An 18,809-nucleotide genomic window follows, 5' to 3' on the forward strand; every position below is an offset into this window, starting at 1 on the left:
GCGAATTAGCGACGTACGGCGATCGCTTCGATTTCAATTTTCACGTCTTTTGGCAGACGGGCTACTTCCACGCAGGAGCGCGCCGGGAAGGTGGCGTTGTGCTCGGTGAAGAACGCTTCGTAAGTGGCGTTAACGGTCGCGAAATCGTTCAGATCTTTCACGAAAACGGTGGTTTTCACGATATCGCCCACTTTCAGACCGGCAGATTCAACGATAGCCTGCACGTTTTCCAGCGACTGACGCGCCTGTGCCGCGACATCTTCCGGCACCGCGCCGGTTTTTGGGTTCACCGGGATCTGCCCGGAAGTGATGATCATGCTACCCAGATCAACGCCCTGAACGTAAGGGCCGATAGCCGCTGGTGCATTTTCCGTCGCGAGTACTTTGCTCATGTTTTCTCCAGAATTACAGCGTTAAGAATGTTCCCGGCCATTATAACAGCCGGGATTTCATTACCAACCTCAATTAGTTGGCCAGCACCACATAATGAGAAAACTCTTTTTCACAGTATTTGCATTTGAGCGCGATATCATCGGCGCGTTTTTTCACTGCAAAGCTGGAAGAAACCGGCTCAGCGTGACTGATGCAGTTGCTGTTCGGGCAGACCAGCACGCTTTCGATGCGATCCGGCAAGCTCGGACGGGATTTGCCGACCACTTCATACTCGTCGATGCGGTTGACGGTGGCGTCCGGCGCGTAAAGCGACAGCTGGTTGACCTGCTCGTCGGTCAGGAAGGTGTTCTCGATTTTAATCAGGTCCTTGCGGCCCATCTCGCCCGACGGCAGGTTCAGGCCGATGGTGATGCGCTGGTCAGTTTCGGTCAGTTTGAACAGCGTCAGCAGCTTAAAGCCCACCTGCGCAGGGATGTGGTCAATCACGGTGCCGCGCTTGATGGCTTCAACCTGGAGTTTGTTATCGTGTGTCATGGTCGTTTCCCCTTACAGTGCCAATTCGCGATTCAGAACCAGTGCCAGTAACGCCTGGCGGGCGAAGATGCCGTTTCCGGCCTGCTGGAAGTACCAGGCGTGCTGCGTCTTATCCACGTCTGTGGTGATCTCATCGATGCGCGGCAGCGGGTGCAGCACCTTCATGTTGTCGCGCGCGCCCTCGAGGTCGCTGGCGCGCAGCACGAACTGTGCCTTCACGTTGGCGTACTCGGACGGATCCAGACGCTCTTTCTGCACGCGGGTCATGTACAGAATATCCACGTGGCTCATCACCTCTTCGATGCTGGCGTGCAGGCTCCACTGAATGCCTTTCTCATCCAGCATGTCGAGAATGTACTGCGGCATCGCCAGCGCGTCAGGCGCGATGAAGAAGAAGCGGTTGCCGTTAAATTTCGCCAGCGCCTGGGTCAGGGAGTGGACGGTGCGGCCATATTTCAGGTCGCCCACCATGGCGATATTCAGGTTCTCAAGCTTGCCCTGCGTTTCCTGAATGGTGAACAGATCCAGCAGGGTCTGCGTCGGGTGCTGGTTGGCACCGTCACCGGCGTTCAGCACCGGAATGCCGCCGGAAAACTCGGTCGCCAGGCGCGCCGCGCCCTCCTGCGGATGACGCATCACAATCGCGTCAACGTAGGTGCTAATCACTGAAATGGTATCCGCCAGGGTTTCGCCTTTTTTACCCAGCGACGTGTTGCTGCTGTCCGAGAAGCCCACCACGCTCGCGCCCAGGCGGTGCATGGAGGTCTCAAAGGAGAGACGGGTGCGGGTCGAGGCTTCAAAGAAGCAGCTCGCAATCACCTTGTGCTTCAGCAGCTCCGGTTGCGGATTGGCCTTCAGTTTTGCCGCGGTTTCCAGAACCAGTTCCAGCTCTTCGCGGCTGAGGTCGTTTATGGAAATGATGTGTTTTTGATAAAGCGGATTCATGTTTATCTCCTGACGCCGGGCAAAAAAAAGCCCCTCAAATGAGGGGCTCTGGGAATAGGTTTAGCAACGGGAAGAAAAACGGCAGGCCAGCGTCTGATTTCAGACGCGGTAAGACGTTATGTCGTACACGCTTGACCATGCTTCCTCCCGGCAAATTGTCGGGCATTATACGCAGCTCGCTTTTCGGATCAAGCGATTTAATGCACGCTTTACTCAATGCAAACGGTTCTTTATGAATATTAATGCGTTCTGAGTAAATAATTAATTTGCTTATGCACCAGCGCGGTGCGCTTCACCACCCGAGGGGCGACCCAGACGATACTGCTGCCGGCCACCACGCCTAAAATTTCCGGTAGCTGGTGGTAATCCAGAATACGCGCCACCGCGCGGCCATATCCGGCGACGGTGTGCACAAGGATAAACTCGCTATTATGCTCGACGCTGACCACCATTTCGGACACGGTACGCGCGGCGTCGGGGGCAGGGCGCAGCTGGGGATTCAGCGAATAAATCTTTAGCCCTTTGGCATTTCGAATTTTTATGACGCCGAGCAATTTAAGCAGACGTGAAACGGTGGACTGGCTGATGGTCTCAAAACCACGCTCCTGCAAATCCCGGCGGATCTCCTCCTGAGAGAGATAGCTCTTTTCTGCGATCAGGCGCTGGCAGACCGTCAGCTGTAGTTGCTCTTTGGGAGAGTACTCTTCGTAATCCATCATAGTTCCCATATCAGTTCCTGAAATAACCGGTGGCACCGCACCGATCCGTAGGCCGGATAAGCGCAGCGCCATCCGGCAAATCACAACAAGGCACCCAGACTTAACGCCACCATAATCACCACCGTTAAAATGCCCAGCAGCGGCGCCACCCATTTCAGATAACGCACGTAGGGCACGCGGGCGATAGCCAGCCCGCCCATCACGACGGCAGAAGTGGGCGTGACGAGGTTAACGATGCCGGAGGCCGACTGGTAAGCCGTCACCACCAGGTCGCGGTTGACGTTAGCGAAATCGGCAAGCGGCGCCATGATCGGCATCGTCAGAACGGCCAGGCCGGATGAAGAAGGCACAAGAAACGACAGCACGACCTCCAGCCAGTACATCACGTTGATAAACGCTACCGTGGACAACCCGCTGACCAGCCCTTCCGCGCTGTGCAAAATGGTGTGGGTAATCATGCCCTTATCCATGATGACTACGATACCGCGCGCGATGCCGATAATCAGCGCGACGCCCAGCAAATCTCGCGCGCCGTTGATAAACGTCGACGTCAGCTCCTCTTCGCTCATGCGGGCAATCAGGCCGACGATAATCGCGCTGGCGAGAAACACCGCGGAGATCTCCGCCATCCACCAGCCCAGCACCGCCACGCCGTAGATCATCACCGCGAAGGCGAGGGCAAAAATCACCAGGATGATTTTGCGCACCGGGGTGAATTCCAGCGACTGTTCGCCCTTGTCGCCGAGGAAATGGGCGCGGTTCTCTTCCTGTTTGTCTGCGACGATCGACAGCGACGGATCCTGGCGCACCTTACGGGCGTAACGCATCACCCACGCCACGCAGATTACCCAGCCGATGATCAGCAGCGCCACGCGCAGGGCGATGCCGTTAGTGAAGGGGATCCCGGCAGCGTTGGCGGCGATCACCGTGGCAAACGGGTTAATGGTAGAGCCGAGCGTGCCTATCCCCGCCCCGAGCAGCACGGTAGAGGCGGCGACAACCGGATCGAACCGGGCGGCCAGCATCACCGGCACCAGCAGGGTGTAGAACGGCAGTGACTCTTCGGCCATGCCGTAAATCGTGCCGCCCGCGGCGAATAGCGCCATCAGGATCGGGATCATCCACTCCTCGCGCCCGCGCAGCCGGGTGGTGACGCGCTCGATCCCGGCGTCAATCGCCCCGGTTTTGGTGACGATCCCGAGAAAACCGCCGATGATCAGGATAAACAGCGCGACGTCGATCGCCCCGGCCTGGCCGGAGACCGGATCGTACAGCCCGGCGATGGGCGCCATAAGGACGGAAACCAGCCCCTGCGGATGTGCCGCCACGTGCGCGTACGTTCCGGCAATCGGGACTTCTTTACCGAGGGTTTCGTTCATCGCCATCTGGTACTGACCGGCGGGGACGACCCAGCTCAGCGCCGCCACAACGGCAATCAGGAAAAAGAGAATGGTGTAAGCGGAGGGAAACTTAAACTTGCCCATGATGTTCTCCTTAAACCCGGCGCACCCCGCGGCGCGCCGGGCGGTGATTAGTCGCCGAGTGTCGCCACCATGACCGCTTTAATGGTGTGCATGCGGTTCTCTGCTTCGTCGAAAACGATGGAGTTCGGTGATTCGAAGACCTCTTCCGTCACCTCCAGCCCCTTCAGGCCGTACGCCATCTCTATCTCGCGGCCCACTTTGGTGTGCTCGTTGTGGAACGCCGGCAGGCAGTGCATGAACTTGACGTTCGGGTTGCCGGTGGCCTTCATGACGTCTGCATTAATCTGATACGGCTTCATCAGGCTGACGCGCTCGGCCCAGGCTTCCTTCGGCTCGCCCATGGAGACCCACACGTCGGTGTAGAGGAAATCGGTCCCCCGCACGCCTTCTTCCACGTCGTCGGTGAGCGTGATACGCGCGCCCGTCTCTTTGGCGATGGCGCGGCACTGCTCAACCAGCCCGGCTTCCGGCCAGAAGGATTTCGGCGCGACGAGGCGGATATCCATCACGCGGGCGGTGTCTTTCATCGACTCTTTGTGACCGATCTGCGAGCCGCTTGGGCCGAGGTAGGTGACCTGCGCGCCCTGATCGAACGCGCCCACTTCGAAGGCGCAGCGGGTGCGGGTGGAGGTTTTTTCAAAGATCAGGGCGATGTTTTTCCCGACCAGGGTTTGCTTTTCGCGCCCGGCTTTTTTGGCGGCCTTCAGCTCGATGGCGAGGTCGATCAGGTACTGGATCTCCGCCGGGGTGTAGTCCAGCAGTTTCAGGAAGTTGCGGTTTTTCAGGTTGATGGTCATGGGTAAATCCTTTTTAAATTTGAATTAGTTACGAATCAACGTGCCTTTCTCGCCCGCGAGGATCTCCGCGCCGTCGGCCAGCGCGCCGATCCCGGCCATGCCGTTGCAGGCTTCAACAAACTCGCGGCAGGCGGCCACTTTCGGCCCCATCGAGCCGGCGTCGAACTGCATGCCTGTGAGCAGCTCCGGCGTCACCTGCGCCAGCGGACGCTGGGTCGGCTTACCCCAGTCGAGGTACACCGCGTCGGCATCGGTCAGGATCAGCAGGGCATCGGCCTCTATCTGGCGCGCCAGCAGGGCGGCGGAGAGGTCTTTGTCGATCACCGCCTCAATGCCGCGATAGCCGTTGGCGTTCTCCACCACCGGCACGCCGCCGCCGCCGTTGCAGATCACCAGGTGGTCGCGCTGGATCAGCGCCGTGATGGCGTCGCTCTCGACGATGCGCTTCGGCTGCGGTGACGGCACCACGCGGCGGAAGTAGCTGCCGTCGGCCTTAAACACCCAGCCTTTTTCCGCGGCCAGCGCTTTTGCCTGGGCTTCGCTGTAGACCGGGCCGATGTATTTGGTGGGGTTGCTGAAGGCCGGGTCGGCGACGTCCACTTCTACCTGCGTGAGCAGGACGCTCACCTCGCGCTGCGGAAGATTGTTTTTCAGCGCCTGCTGGAGCATGTAGCCGATCATTCCCTGGCTTTCTGCGCCGAGCACGTCCAGCGGGTAGGGCGTGACTTTGTCGTAGGCGCTGTTCTGCAGCGCCAGCAGACCGACCTGCGGGCCGTTGCCGTGTACCAGCACCACGCGCCACCGTTCTGTTAATCCGGCGATGGTGCGCGCGGCCTGCTCGATGTTCTGGCGCTGGATTTCGGCTTCCAGCGGCTCGCCGCGCTTGAGCAGCGCGTTGCCGCCGAGGGCCACAACCAGAGTGGGTTTTCGTTCCATGATGGCTCCTTTAAATTCCGTCGCGTTCCAGCGGGCAGCTCATGCAGCGCGCGCCGCCGCGCCCGCGTCCGAGTTCGTCGCCAGGAATGGGCAGCACGGTGATGCCCGCCTTGTCGTACTTCTCGTTGGTCCAGACGTTGCGCTCGTAGCCAATCACCACGCCGGGGCGGATGGTCAGCACGTTGTTGGCGTCGTTCCACTGCTCGCGTTCGGCTTCAAAGGCGTCGCCGCCGGTGGTGATCAGGCGCACCTGGCTAATGCCGAGCGCTTTCTCGATAGCGTGCAGCAGGTCGGTCTCCTGGGTGCGCAGCAGGCCGCCGCGTCCGTCCGGGGTCAGCGTCCAGCACTGGGCGTCCTTGCGCACCACTTCCGGGTAGACGGAGAAGGTGTCCACGTCGATGTGGGTCATGACGGTGTCGAGGTGCATGCAGGAGCGGTGTTTTGGCAGCTCAACGGCGATCACGCGCTCGGCCTGACGGTGCTTAAACAGGCTGTTGGCGAGAAACTCCACGCCCTGCGGCGTTGTGCGCTCGGACATGCCGATCAGTACCGCGCCGCGGCCAATGACTAATACATCACCGCCTTCTAAGGTGGCGTGGTCGTAATTAATATTTTCGTCGCCGAAATACTTAATAAAATCGCCGTCGGCAAACGCCGGGTGCCAGCGATATATTGCCCGCAGGTTATTCGTTTCACGCTGACGGGCCGGTTTCGCCATTGGGTTAATAGAGACGCCGTTATAAATCCAGCACGAAGTATCGCGGGTAAATAAATGGTTCGGCAGCGGTTTCATAATAAAATCATTCGCCGTGTGGGTATCCACCACCATATTTTTAATGGCCGCCGGAATTTCGCCGTAGGTTAATCCGCCGCTCAGTCTGCGCGCCAGTTCGCGGTGCGGCATATCCGCCAGCCAGCCGCGCACGTCTCCGGCAAAGGTTGGGCCGAGGCGGTAGTCAGAGATTTGGGTATCCAGAAGCCAGGCTTTCGCTTCTGCAATATCAAGGGTTTGTGTCAGAAGGTCGGTCAACAGCAGGACTTCCACACCCTGCTCGCGCAGCGTGTTTGCGAAGATGTCATGCTCCTCACCCGCCCGCTCAACCGAGAGCACGTCATCGAAAAGCAGCTCCTGACAGTTTGATGGCGTTAAACGTTTCAGACTTAAATTTGGGCGGTGCAGCATAACGCTACGCAATTGACCAATTTCAGAACCGACGTAATGCTTTTCCATAATTATTCCTTTAACTTTTTTTCAGAATAAAAAGGGCATGCGCCATGTGATGTGTTTAATTTCATGGCGGCTAAGCTCAATTGATTTCGTAATTCATACTAGGCAGTTAAATAATCCGTATTGTGATATTGCTCACGCGAAACTGGATATTAAGGGGTTTGTTTTCATTTGCATGATTCGCATCAGATAATGATTAATTTCATATTATTGAGGGGTGAATAGCTAAGCACGATCCGGTGGCATTATTTGAGGTTGTTATTATTTTGTAGATTTTAACCTTTTGAAATGTGTTGTTATGTGGTTGATTTTAAATGATAAATATTATACATAAGAATGGCTATGCAATTAACGTAATTAACTATTTTTGACTTAAGAAAAATCAATAAATAATTATGGTTTTTTAGAGCAAATTATCAAAACAGTAAAGTGTGAGACGGCAACGGGTTTTGTAAATAAGAGAGCATGATCAAAAGGTTAGAACAGTCGGATGATAAGCGCTGATCGAGGATATGCATAACCCCTGCATAAATGCCTGGGCAGGATTAACAGTGGGTTAACACCTTTCCCGATAAACATGCGCTCGCGCAAACCTCTTCGAAAAAGGGCTGGTATGGCAGTCTTAACTCTCGTATAACTGATAAAAATGAAACGTTGTTTTACATAGAGGGATTTCACATGATTATCGGCAACATCCACCATCTGCAGTCCTGGCTGCCTGACGCGCTGCGTCAGGCCATTGAGCAAGTCAAAGCCCACGTCACCGACGCCACGCCGCTCGGGAAACACGACATCAACGGCAACAGCCTGTTTTATCTGGTCTCGGAAGATATGACCCAGCCGTTCGCCGAGCGCCGCGCCGAGTACCACGCGCGCTATCTGGATATTCAGATCGTAATGAAGGGCCTGGAAGGGATGACCTTCAGCACCCTGCCGCACGGCACGCCGGACACCGACTGGCTGGCGGACAAAGACATCGCGTTCCTGCCGGAAGGCGAGCAGGAGAAAACCGTGGTGCTGAGCGAGGGGGATTTTGTGGTGTTCTGGCCGGGTGAAGTGCATAAGCCGCTGTGTGCGGTGGGGGCGCCGGCGCAGGTGCGTAAGGTTGTGGTGAAGATGCTGATCGGCTAAACGGGTTTACTCCCTCTCCCTGTGGGAGAGGGCAGGGGTGAGGGCACCAGACCGCACCCACGCATAATGTGATCCAGCTTAAATTTCCCGCACTCCCTCTTCCCTTCCCATTTACCTGCGCTTTTCCTGCGTCATAGTATGATCGTTAAATTAATGAACGCTGTTCTACAATGTAGAACAAAATGATTCAGCAAGGAGATCTCATGCCGCAGTCCGCGTTGTTCACGGGAATCATTCCCCCTGTCTCCACCATTTTTACCGCCGACGGCCAGCTTGATAAGCCGGGCACCGCCGCGCTGATCGACGATCTCATCAAGGCAGGCGTTGACGGCCTGTTCTTCCTCGGCAGCGGCGGCGAGTTCTCCCAGCTCGGCGCCGAAGAGCGCAAAACCATTGCCCGCTTTGCTATCGATCACGTCGATCGTCGCGTGCCGGTCCTGATCGGCACCGGCGGCACCAACGCCCGGGAAACCATTGAACTGAGCCAGCACGCGCAGCAGGCGGGCGCGGACGGTATCGTGGTGATCAACCCCTACTACTGGAAAGTGTCGGAAGCGAACCTGATCCGCTATTTCGAGCAGGTGGCCGACAGCGTCACGCTGCCGGTGATGCTCTATAACTTCCCGGCGCTGACCGGGCAGGATCTGACTCCGGCGCTGGTGAAAGCCCTCGCCAACTCGCGCAGCAATATTATCGGCATCAAAGACACCATCGACTCCGTCGCCCACCTGCGCAGCATGATCCATACCGTCAAAGGCGCCCATCCGCACTTCACGGTGCTCTGCGGCTACGACGATCACCTCTTTAATACCCTGCTGCTCGGCGGCGACGGAGCGATCTCGGCGAGCGGTAACTTTGCCCCGCAGGTGTCGGTGAATCTTCTGAAAGCCTGGCGCGACGGGGACGTGGCGAAAGCGGCTGAGTATCATCAAACCTTACTGCAAATTCCGCAGATGTATCAGCTGGATACGCCGTTTGTGAACGTGATTAAAGAGGCGATCGTGCTCTGCGGTCGCCCTGTCTCCACGCACGTGCTGCCGCCCGCCTCCCCGCTGGACGAGCCGCGCAAAGCGCAGCTGAAAACCCTGCTGCAACAGCTCAAGCTCTGCTGAGCCGGACGATAACGATGACCATTGAGAAAATTTTCACCCCACAGGACGACGCGTTTTATGCGGTGATCACCCACGCGGCGGGGCCGCAGGGCGCGCTGCCCCTGACCCCGCAGATGCTGATGGAATCCCCCAGCGGCAACCTGTTCGGCATGACGCAGAACGCCGGAATGGGCTGGGACGCCAACAGGCTGACCGGCAAAGAGGTGCTGATTATCGGCACCCAGGGCGGGATCCGCGCCGGGGACGGACGTCCGGTCGCGCTGGGCTACCACACCGGGCACTGGGAGATCGGCATGCAGATGCAGGCGGCGGCGAAGGAGATCACCCGCAACGGCGGGATCCCGTTTGCGGCCTTCGTCAGCGATCCGTGCGACGGACGCTCGCAGGGCACGCACGGCATGTTCGATTCCCTGCCGTACCGCAACGACGCGGCGATCGTGTTTCGCCGCCTGATCCGCTCCCTGCCGACGAGGCGGGCGGTGATTGGCGTGGCAACCTGCGATAAAGGGCTGCCCGCCACCATGATCGCGCTGGCTGCAATGCACGATCTGCCGACCATTCTGGTGCCGGGCGGGGCGACGCTGCCGCCGACCGTGGGGGAAGACGCGGGCAAGGTGCAGACCATCGGCGCGCGCTTCGCCAACCACGAACTCTCCCTGCAGGAGGCCGCCGAGCTGGGCTGCCGTGCCTGCGCGTCGCCGGGCGGCGGGTGTCAGTTCCTCGGCACGGCGGGCACCTCGCAGGTGGTCGCGGAGGCGCTGGGCCTGGCGCTGCCGCATTCCGCGCTGGCGCCGTCCGGGCAGGCGGTGTGGCTGGAGATCGCCCGCCAGTCGGCGCGCGCGGTCAGCGAGCTGGATAACCGCGGCATCACCACGCGCGATATCCTCACCGATAAAGCCATCGAAAACGCGATGGTGATCCACGCGGCGTTCGGCGGCTCCACCAATTTACTGCTGCATATTCCTGCCATCGCCCACGCGGCGGGCTGCACGATCCCGGACGTTGAACACTGGACGCGCGTTAACCGCAGGGTGCCGCGCCTGGTGAGCGTGCTGCCCAACGGCCCCGACTATCACCCGACCGTGCGTGCCTTCCTCGCGGGCGGCGTGCCGGAGGTGATGCTCCACCTGCGCGATCTCGGTCTGCTGCATCTGGATGCCATGACCGTGACCGGCCAGACGGTGGGCGAGAATCTCGACTGGTGGCAGGCATCCGAGCGCCGGGCGCGTTTCCGCCAGTGCCTGCGCGAGCAGGACGGCGTGGATCCGGATGACGTGATCCTGCCGCCGGAGAAGGCAAAAGTGAAAGGGCTGACCTCGACGGTCTGCTTCCCGACGGGCAACATCGCGCCGGAAGGATCGGTGATCAAGGCCACGGCGATCGATCCGTCGGTGGTGGGCGAAGATGGCGTGTACCGCCACACCGGCCGGGCGCGGGTGTTTGTCTCGGAGGCGCAGGCAATCAAGGCCATCAAGCGGGAAGAGATTGCGCAGGGCGATATCATGGTGGTTATCGGCGGCGGGCCGTCCGGCACCGGCATGGAAGAGACCTACCAGCTCACCTCCGCGCTGAAGCATATCTCGTGGGGCAAGACGGTGTCGCTCATCACCGATGCGCGCTTCTCAGGCGTGTCTACGGGCGCCTGCTTCGGCCACGTGTCGCCGGAGGCGCTGGCGGGCGGGCCGATTGGCAAGCTGCGCGATAACGACATCATCGAGATTGCGGTGGACCGCCTGACGTTAACAGGCAGCGTGAACTTTATCGGCACGGCGGACAACCCGCTGACGCCGGAGGAGGGCGCGCGCGAGCTGGCACGGCGGCAGACGCACCCGGACCTGCACGCCCACGACTTTTTGCCGGACGACACCCGGCTGTGGGCGGCACTGCAGTCGGTGAGCGGCGGCACCTGGAAAGGCTGTATTTATGACACCGATAAAATTATTGAGGTAATTAACGCCGGTAAAAAAGCACTCGGCATTTAATTATTTTCTGAGATAAAGCCGTCTGCGGGAAATATTCCGCGGACGGCTTTGTCATTCCTGTTATTTATCAATATAAACAATGAGTTGAGATATATCGTTGGCGTCACAAAAGCAAAATAACGTAATTCAGAAATAAGATATGACCATTGCTGGTTAATTGAACAGATCATTACACTCCATTAACACGATGTTGTAATTCAGCACACTACATAAGGGTGTAATTCTGATGACGCAATTAACCATGAAAGACAAAATTGGCTACGGGTTAGGTGACACCGCCTGCGGCTTCGTCTGGCAGGCCACGATGTTCCTGCTGGCCTATTTTTACACCGACGTCTTCGGCCTGTCGGCGGGGATTATGGGCACGCTGTTTTTGGTCTCCCGCGTGCTCGACGCCGTGACCGACCCGCTGATGGGGCTGCTGGTAGACCGCACCCGCACGCGGCACGGCCAGTTCCGCCCGTTCCTGCTGTGGGGCGCCATCCCGTTTGGCATCGTCTGCGTGCTGACCTTCTACACGCCGGACTTCTCCGCGCAGGGCAAAATCATTTACGCCTGCGTGACCTACATTCTCCTGACCCTGGTTTACACCTTCGTTAACGTGCCGTACTGCGCCATGCCGGGCGTCATTACCGCCGACCCGAAAGAGCGTCACGCCCTGCAGTCCTGGCGCTTCTTCCTGGCGGCGGCGGGCTCGCTCGCCATCAGCGGCATCGCGCTACCGCTGGTGAGCATCATCGGTAAAGGGAACGAGCAGGTGGGCTACTTCGGCGCCATGTGCGTGCTCGGTCTGAGCGGCGTGGTGCTGCTCTACGTCTGCTTCTTTACCACCAAAGAGCGCTATACCTTTGAGGTGCAGCCGGGCTCGTCGGTGGCGAAAGATCTTAAGCTGCTGCTGGGCAATAGCCAGTGGCGGATCATGTGCGCGTTCAAGATGATGGCGACCTGCTCTAACGTGGTGCGCGGCGGGGCGACGCTCTACTTCGTGAAATACGTGATGGATCACCCGGAGATGGCGACCCAGTTCTTACTCTACGGCAGCCTCGCCACCATGTTCGGCTCGCTCTGCTCTTCCCGCCTGCTGGGCCGCTTCGATCGCGTCACCGCCTTCAAGTGGATCATCGTCGCCTACTCGCTGATCAGCCTGCTGATTTTCGTCACCCCGGCCGAGCACATCGCCCTGATTTTCGCCCTCAACATTCTGTTCCTGTTCGTCTTCAACACCACCACGCCGCTGCAGTGGCTTATGGCCTCTGACGTGGTGGACTACGAGGAGAGCCGCAGCGGTCGCCGCCTCGACGGGCTGGTGTTCTCCACCTATCTGTTCAGCCTGAAGATTGGCCTGGCGATTGGCGGGGCGGTAGTGGGCTGGATCCTGGCGTATGTGAACTACTCCGCCAGCAGCAGCGTGCAGCCGGTGGAGGTGCTCACCACCATCAAAATTCTGTTCTGCGTGGTGCCGGTGGTGCTCTACGCGGGCATGTTCATCATGCTGTCGTTCTACAGGCTCACCGACGCCCGCGTGGAGGCCATCAGCCAGCAGCTGATCAAGCACCGCGCGGCGCAGGGCGAGGCCGTCCCCGACGCCGCGACAGCCGCATCCCATTAACCGGAGGCACTATGGAAATCACTAACCCGATACTCACCGGCTTCAACCCGGACCCGTCCCTGTGCCGCCAGGGCGAGGACTACTACATCGCCACTTCGACCTTCGAGTGGTTCCCGGGCGTGCGCATCTACCACTCCCGTGACCTGAAAAACTGGTCGCTGGTCAGCACCCCGCTGGACCGCGTGTCGATGCTGGACATGAAGGGCAACCCGGACTCGGGCGGCATCTGGGCGCCGTGCCTGAGCTACGCCGACGGCAGGTTTTGGTTGCTCTACACCGACGTGAAGATTGTCGATTCGCCGTGGAAAAACGGCCGCAACTTCCTTGTTACCGCGCCCTCCATTGAGGGACCGTGGAGCGAGCCGATCCCGATGGGCAACGGCGGGTTTGACCCGTCCCTGTTCCACGACGACGATGGCCGCAAGTACTACCTCTACCGCCCGTGGGGGCCGCGGCACCATAGCAACCCGCACAACACCATCGTGATGCAGGAGTTTGACCCGCAGACCGGCACCCTCTCGCCCGAGCGCAAAACGCTGTTTACCGGCACGCCGCTCTGCTACACCGAAGGCGCGCACCTGTATCGCCACGCGGGATGGTATTACCTGATGGTCGCCGAGGGCGGCACCAGCTACGAGCACGCCGTCGTGGTGCTGCGTTCCAAAAATATCGACGGGCCGTACGAGCTGCACCCGGACGTGACGATGATGACCAGCTGGCACCTGCCGGAGAACCCGCTGCAGAAGAGCGGCCACGGCTCGCTGCTGCAGATCCACACCGGGGAATGGTACATGGCCTACCTCATCAGCCGCCCGCTGCGCCTGCCCGGCGTGCCGCTGCTGGCCTCCTGCGGGCGCGGCTACTGTCCGCTGGGGCGCGAGACCGGCATCGCCCGCATTGAATGGCGCGACGGCTGGCCGTACGTGGAAGGCGGCAAGCACGCGCAGCTGATCGTGAAAGGCCCACAGGTGGCCGAGCATCCTGCATCCATTCCGGGCAACTGGCGGGAGGATTTTGACTCCAGTTCGCTCGACCCGGAACTGCAGACCCTGCGCATCCCGTTCGACGACACCCTCGGCTCGCTCACCGCGCGGCCGGGCTATTTACGGCTCTACGGCAACGACTCGCTCAACTCGACCTTCACCCAGTCAACGGTGGCGCGCCGCTGGCAGCACTTCGCCTTCCGGGCCGAGACGCGGATGCAGTTTTCGCCGGTCCACTTCCAGCAGAGCGCGGGGCTGACCTGCTACTACAACAGTAAAAACTGGAGCTACTGCTTTGTGGACTACGAGGAGGGGCAGGGCAGAACGATTAAGGTTATCCAGCTCGACCACAACGTGCCGTCATGGCCGCTGCACGAGCAGCCGATTCCGGTGCCGGAGAGCGCGGAGAGCGTCTGGCTGCGGGTGGATGTGGATACGCTGGTCTACCGCTACAGCTACTCGTTCGACGGCGAGACGTGGCACGCCGTGCCGGTCACCTATGAGGCGTGGAAGCTGTCGGACGACTACATCGGCGGGCGCGGCTTCTTTACCGGCGCGTTTGTGGGGCTGCACTGCGAGGATATCAGCGGCGACGGCTGCCACGCGGACTTCGACTACTTCACCTACGAGCCGATCTAACGGCTCAGGCCGGGTAGCCCAGCGCGCGTGATAGCTCGAGCCCGGCCTGCTGAAGCTGCTCGCGGAAATTAGCCAGCTCGGTGTCGTCCACGCGGGAGGTCAGCGTCGACAGGCTCAGGGCGGCGATGACGCGGGATTCATGGTTCCACACCGGCACCGCCACGCAGCGCACGCCCTGCTCGTTCTCTTCGCGGTCGATGGCGTAACCCTGCTCGCGGGTCTGCGTCAGGGCGGTCATTAACGCTTCGCGTGAGGCAAGGGTAGCGGGCGTAAAGGTCGTGTACTGATAACCCTCCAGCAGGGCGTTCAGCTCGGCCTCGCCCAGCCAGGCAATCAACACCTTGCCGATGGCGGTGGCGTGAACCGGCAGGCGGCGGCCGATGCGCGAATAGGCGATGGCCGCCAGCTTGCCTTCAATCTTCTCAATATAAACCCCTTCACGCCCGTCCAGGATCCCCAGATGGGTCGTCTGCCCGGTCCGCTGGGACAGCTCCGTCAGCCAGCCTTTCGCCTTCTGGCGAATATCGATGGAGCCCACGACGAAATGACCTCGCTCGACCAGCTTCATGCCGAGGCGATATTTGCCGTTCTCCGGGTTCTGATCGATATAGCCGTGAAGCTGCAGGGTTTTCAGCAGCGAGTGGAGGGTGCTCTTGCTCAGCCCCATCAGTTTGCTGATGTCGGTGATCTTAAGCTCGGTGGCCTGCTCGTTGAACAGGTCGAGGATCTGCAACGCACGTTCAACAGACTGAATAATCGGCATAATGCTGGCATGTCCACGCTGGAATTAAGGCGAAAACGTACCTTTTTCGGGGTGAAAAATCAATGAAATGGAGCCGGTGTTCTCCCTCTCCCCGTGGGAGAGGGCACCAGACCGCAGAGGAGTCAATCACTCCCCAAGCGTCGCCACCATCACCGCCTTAATCGTATGCATCCGGTTTTCCGCCTGGTCAAACACGATGCTCGCCGGCGACTCAAACACCTCGTCCGTCACTTCCATCCCGCCGTGCAGGTCGAACTCCTTCGCCATCTGTTTGCCGAGCGTGGTCTGGTCGTCATGGAACGCCGGCAGACAGTGCAGGAACTTCACGTTCGGGTTGCCGGTGAGCGCCATCATCTGCGCATTCACCTGATACTCGCGCAGCAGCGCGATCCGCTCCGCCCACTTCTCTTTGGCTTCGCCCATCGACACCCACACGTCGGTATAGATAAAGTCCGCGCCCTTCACGCCCGCCGCCACGTCTTCCGTCAGCGTGATCTTCCCGCCGTGCTTCTGGGCCAGCGCGCTGCACTCCGCCACCAGGCTCTCTTCCGGCCAGCAGGCCTTCGGGGCCACCAGGCGCAGATCCAGCCCGGTCAGCGCCGCCGCTTCCAGCATCGAGTTGCCCATGTTGTTGCGCGCGTCGCCCGCGTAGACCAGCGTCATCTCGTTAAACGCCTTGCCCGGCAGGTGCTCCTGCATGGTCAGCAGGTCCGCCAGCAGCTGGGTCGGGTGGAACTCGTTGGTCAGCCCGTTCCACACCGGCACGCCCGCATACTGCGCCAGCGTTTCGACCACTTCCTGGCCGTGGCCGCGATACTGAATGCCGTCGTACATCCGCCCGAGCACCCGTGCGGTGTCCTTAATTGACTCTTTATGCCCAATCTGGCTGCCGCTCGGCCCTAAATAGGTGACGCGCGCGCCCTGGTCAAATGCGGCAACTTCGAAAGAGCAACGTGTACGGGTCGAGTCTTTTTCGAAGATGAGCGCGATGTTTTTACCGGTAAGCTTCTGTACTTCCTTGCCATTTTTTTTATCGGCTTTGAGCTGTGCGGCAAGGGTCAGCAGAGAAGTGAACTGTGCAGGGGTAAAGTCGAGCAGTTTCAGAAAGTGTTTCTTGTATAAATCGGACATTTTATCCTCACATGGCGAACGCCACTTATTGAATTAAAATTCACTTTATATGTGTAATTATTCATTTGCAACCCCGTTTCACAAATCTTTCTTACAAAGGTGGAGGCAAACCCGTCCCTGTGTGAAAATAGAAGTATCTGCCGCACTTTAAAGAGGATTGAGCCATGGCAAACCCGGAACACCTGGAAGAGCAACGCGAAGAGACGCGTCTGATTATTGAAGAACTGCTGGAAGACGGTAGCGATCCGGACGCGCTGTACACCATCGAGCACCATTTCTCTGCGGATGATTTCGACGCGCTGGAAAAACTGGCCGTGGAAGCCTTCAAGCTGGGTTACGAAGTAACCGAGCCGGAAGAGCTGGAAGTGGAAGAGGGCGACACCGTCATCTGCTGCGACATCCTGAGCGAAGGCGCGCTGAAGGCGGAGCTGATCGACGCGCAGGTAGAACAGCTGATGAACCTGGCCGAGAAGTTTGAAGTGGAATACGACGGCTGGGGAACCTATTTCGAAGATCCGAACGGTGAAGACGGCGAAGAAGGCGACGACGAAGATTACGTCGACGAAGACGACGACGGCGTGCGTCACTAAGCGTTTCAGGCGGTGGCGCGCGCCACCGCTTTTTCAAGGCAGAACCATGGATTACCCGCAGATACTCGCCCCCGTACTCAACTTCCTCCAGTGCCCGACCCCGCAAGCATGGATTGATAAAGCCCGCGACCCGGCGAACCTGCCGCTGCTGCTCACCGACCACATGGTGTGCGAGTTCAAGGCCGCCCAGACCGCGCTGCTGCTGGTGCGTAAATACGTCGCCGACGAAAGCGGTGCCGACGCGCTGCTCGACTGGCTCAAACCCTACGAACAGTTCGCCTTCCGCGACGGTCCGGAGCCGGACTTCATTGCCCTGCATAAGCAGATTGGCAAAAGCGTGATGCCCAAAACCGACGACCCGTGGGGCCAGGCGCTCATCGACAGCATGGTGCTGCTGATTAAAGAGGAGCTGCACCACTTCTGGCAGGTGCGCGAGGCGATGCTGGCCCGCGACATTCCGTACGTCAAAATCACCGCCAGCCGCTACGCCAAAGGGATGCTGAAGGAGGTGCGCACCCACGAACCGCTGACGCTGATCGACAAGCTTATCTGCGGCGCCTACATCGAAGCCCGCTCCTGCGAACGCTTCGCCGCGCTGGCCCCGTTCCTCGACGACGACCTGCAGAAGTTCTATCTCTCGCTGCTGCGTTCGGAAGCGCGCCATTATCAGGACTACCTGACGCTTGCCAGGGAGGTGAGCGACGACGATATCTCACCGCGCATAAAGCTTTTTGGCGAAATTGAAGCCACACTTATCTCGACACCGGACCACGAGTTTCGCTTCCACAGCGGCGTGCCGGTTTAAACCGGCACAACTCAAGGATAAGGATGCGAGATGAATAAAACGTGGACCCGTACCGTGATGGTTGTTGTGGTGGCCGCCGCCGTGGCGTTCTGGGTGTTCTTCGACAGGCAGCGCGCTCCGGAACGGCAGATGGATTCCGCTCTTAACGCGATGCCCGCCTGGCAGGTGATTAAGGAGCAGGAGCCCGCGCTGCATCAGCGCATCCTAGACCAGATGGCCGCCCTGCAAAAAGCGGGCGAGCCGGAGCAGCAGATTATTGACACCATCCAGCCGCAGATCCTGCATCTGCAGATGTCGCGCCTGCAAAACGCCCCGGACGCCAACGTGGTGAACTACATGACCATCAACATGGAGCAGACCGCCGCCATCCAGAAGGTGAGCGACGACGCCTGCTTCCGCTTCCTCTACCCGGCAGTGAAGGGCGGCGTGAACCCGATGCGCATGCTGGATAAAGAGCTGATGGCGCGGCGCATGCAGGCCGACGCCGACATGATGCGCGCGGCCTACGGCAAAAACCGTCACACCGTGACCCCGGCCGAGCGCGAGGCGGCAGTTGAGGACGTGCGGCCGATTATGAAAGAGCTTGCCGATAAGTACGGCGAGGACATCCAGCTGCTGCAGATGCCGGAGAAGGCGGCGGGCAAAGAGAAGCTCTCCTGCGATATGGTGCAGGAGATGTGGGCGAAGGTGCTGGCGCTGCCGGAGCAGAAGGCGGCGGGGGTGATTCGGCTGGCGGTGTCTGAGCTGGACTGACGAAGGGCGCTGGTTTTTTGGGCACTTAGAGCGGGTTTAGCGCGTCGTCGCTTGCATGGCGGCGCGCGACAGGTATAATCCACAACGTTTCCGCATCCCCTTCAGTGCCGAAGTGGCGAAATCGGTAGACGCAGTTGATTCAAAATCAACCGTAGAAATACGTGCCGGTTCGAGTCCGGCCTTCGGCACCATCGGAACATCAATAGACGTCAACGGACGTCTTTTTTTGTGCCTGAAATCCAGTATTTACCCATCATTCCCGTTATATTAACTCT

At 59.4% G+C, this 18,809-nt stretch carries 20 protein-coding genes, 1 tRNA gene and 1 pseudogene; 10 read left to right on the forward strand and 12 right to left on the reverse strand.

What is annotated here, in order from left to right:
• Positions 1–5 precede the first annotated feature (5 nt).
• The 4 genes from ridA to LA04_RS23660 form a co-directional block, all read right to left on the reverse strand.
• Entirely contained in the window at positions 6–392 is a 387-nt protein-coding gene (gene ridA, locus LA04_RS14175) for a 2-iminobutanoate/2-iminopropanoate deaminase (RefSeq protein WP_008501391.1), read from the reverse strand.
• Between the two features lie 73 nt (positions 393–465).
• Entirely contained in the window at positions 466–927 is a 462-nt protein-coding gene (gene pyrI / locus LA04_RS14180; RefSeq protein ID WP_023310197.1) for an aspartate carbamoyltransferase regulatory subunit, read from the reverse strand.
• A gap of 12 nt (positions 928–939) precedes the next feature.
• Positions 940–1,872: an aspartate carbamoyltransferase gene (pyrB, locus tag LA04_RS14185; protein ID WP_047652107.1), complete on the reverse strand. Its 933-nt coding sequence runs from the start codon at positions 1,870–1,872 to the stop codon at positions 940–942.
• A 34-nt stretch (positions 1,873–1,906) separates the two neighbouring features.
• Positions 1,907–2,011: a pyrBI operon leader peptide gene (locus tag LA04_RS23660; RefSeq protein WP_022646880.1), complete on the reverse strand. Its 105-nt coding sequence runs from the start codon at positions 2,009–2,011 to the stop codon at positions 1,907–1,909.
• On the opposite strand from LA04_RS23660, the pseudogene LA04_RS24465 reads away from it, so the two are divergent.
• Positions 1,991–2,108: pseudogene (locus LA04_RS24465) on the forward strand (hypothetical protein). The gene LA04_RS23660 and the pseudogene LA04_RS24465 overlap by 21 nt on opposite strands.
• Positions 2,109–2,111: 3 nt before the next feature.
• Here the strand turns inward: LA04_RS24465 and LA04_RS14190 are convergent.
• From LA04_RS14190 to arcA, 5 genes are all read right to left on the reverse strand, one after another.
• Positions 2,112–2,591, reverse strand: a complete 480-nt coding sequence (locus tag LA04_RS14190; protein WP_029739272.1) for an arginine repressor — start codon at positions 2,589–2,591, stop codon at positions 2,112–2,114.
• An 80-nt stretch (positions 2,592–2,671) separates the two neighbouring features.
• Positions 2,672–4,075, reverse strand: a complete 1,404-nt coding sequence (locus LA04_RS14195) for a YfcC family protein (protein ID WP_047652108.1) — start codon at positions 4,073–4,075, stop codon at positions 2,672–2,674.
• 47 nt (positions 4,076–4,122) lie between these two features.
• Complete coding sequence (locus LA04_RS14200) at positions 4,123–4,872, reverse strand: ornithine carbamoyltransferase (RefSeq protein ID WP_047652110.1); 750 nt, start codon at positions 4,870–4,872, stop codon at positions 4,123–4,125.
• Positions 4,873–4,896: 24 nt separating this feature from the next.
• Positions 4,897–5,808, reverse strand: a complete 912-nt coding sequence (gene arcC, locus LA04_RS14205; protein WP_047652112.1) for a carbamate kinase — start codon at positions 5,806–5,808, stop codon at positions 4,897–4,899.
• Positions 5,809–5,818: 10 nt separating this feature from the next.
• Positions 5,819–7,039, reverse strand: a complete 1,221-nt coding sequence (gene arcA, locus LA04_RS14210; protein ID WP_042717403.1) for an arginine deiminase — start codon at positions 7,037–7,039, stop codon at positions 5,819–5,821.
• A 675-nt stretch (positions 7,040–7,714) separates the two neighbouring features.
• On the opposite strand from arcA, the gene LA04_RS14215 reads away from it, so the two are divergent.
• From LA04_RS14215 to LA04_RS14235, 5 genes are all read left to right on the forward strand, one after another.
• Positions 7,715–8,167 (forward strand): YhcH/YjgK/YiaL family protein, encoded by a 453-nt coding sequence (locus tag LA04_RS14215; RefSeq protein ID WP_047652114.1) that lies wholly within the window; start codon positions 7,715–7,717, stop codon positions 8,165–8,167.
• 203 nt (positions 8,168–8,370) lie between these two features.
• Positions 8,371–9,279 (forward strand): 2-keto-3-deoxygluconate aldolase, encoded by a 909-nt coding sequence (gene yagE / locus LA04_RS14220; protein WP_047652116.1) that lies wholly within the window; start codon positions 8,371–8,373, stop codon positions 9,277–9,279.
• A 14-nt stretch (positions 9,280–9,293) separates the two neighbouring features.
• Positions 9,294–11,261 carry a xylonate dehydratase YagF gene (gene yagF, locus LA04_RS14225; protein ID WP_047652118.1) on the forward strand — a complete coding sequence of 656 codons (1,968 nt, stop codon included), beginning with the start codon at positions 9,294–9,296 and terminating at the stop codon, positions 11,259–11,261.
• A 226-nt stretch (positions 11,262–11,487) separates the two neighbouring features.
• Entirely contained in the window at positions 11,488–12,870 is a 1,383-nt protein-coding gene (locus tag LA04_RS14230; protein WP_047652120.1) for an MFS transporter, read from the forward strand.
• 11 nt (positions 12,871–12,881) lie between these two features.
• On the forward strand, positions 12,882–14,492 hold the full coding sequence (locus LA04_RS14235) for a glycoside hydrolase family 43 protein (RefSeq protein ID WP_047652121.1): 1,611 nt from the start codon (positions 12,882–12,884) through the stop codon (positions 14,490–14,492).
• Positions 14,493–14,496: 4 nt separating this feature from the next.
• Here the strand turns inward: LA04_RS14235 and xynR are convergent, their stop codons facing one another.
• The 3 genes from xynR to argL form a co-directional block, all read right to left on the reverse strand.
• Entirely contained in the window at positions 14,497–15,255 is a 759-nt protein-coding gene (gene xynR / locus LA04_RS14240; protein WP_047652123.1) for a DNA-binding transcriptional repressor XynR, read from the reverse strand.
• A gap of 126 nt (positions 15,256–15,381) precedes the next feature.
• Positions 15,382–16,386 (reverse strand): ornithine carbamoyltransferase, encoded by a 1,005-nt coding sequence (argF, locus tag LA04_RS14245; RefSeq protein WP_047652124.1) that lies wholly within the window; start codon positions 16,384–16,386, stop codon positions 15,382–15,384.
• Positions 16,356–16,451 (reverse strand): putative translational regulatory protein ArgL, encoded by a 96-nt coding sequence (gene argL / locus LA04_RS25020; RefSeq protein WP_213845421.1) that lies wholly within the window; start codon positions 16,449–16,451, stop codon positions 16,356–16,358. Before argL ends, argF begins: the two co-directional genes overlap by 31 nt.
• Positions 16,452–16,550: 99 nt before the next feature.
• On the opposite strand from argL, the gene rraB reads away from it, so the two are divergent.
• The 4 genes from rraB (at position 16,551) to LA04_RS14265 (ending at position 18,725) form a co-directional block, all read left to right on the forward strand.
• A complete protein-coding gene (gene rraB, locus LA04_RS14250; protein ID WP_029739283.1) occupies positions 16,551–16,976 on the forward strand; it encodes a ribonuclease E inhibitor RraB in 426 nt (141 codons plus the stop codon).
• A gap of 46 nt (positions 16,977–17,022) precedes the next feature.
• Complete coding sequence (gene miaE / locus LA04_RS14255) at positions 17,023–17,781, forward strand: tRNA isopentenyl-2-thiomethyl-A-37 hydroxylase MiaE (protein ID WP_047652126.1); 759 nt, start codon at positions 17,023–17,025, stop codon at positions 17,779–17,781.
• 30 nt (positions 17,782–17,811) lie between these two features.
• Positions 17,812–18,534, forward strand: a complete 723-nt coding sequence (locus LA04_RS14260) for a hypothetical protein (RefSeq protein WP_047652128.1) — start codon at positions 17,812–17,814, stop codon at positions 18,532–18,534.
• 106 nt (positions 18,535–18,640) lie between these two features.
• Positions 18,641–18,725, forward strand: a tRNA-Leu gene (locus tag LA04_RS14265).
• Positions 18,726–18,809 lie beyond the last annotated feature (84 nt).

It is taken from the genome of Enterobacter sp. UCD-UG_FMILLET (assembly GCF_000762975.1).
Lineage (GTDB): Bacteria > Pseudomonadota > Gammaproteobacteria > Enterobacterales > Enterobacteriaceae > Enterobacter > Enterobacter dykesii.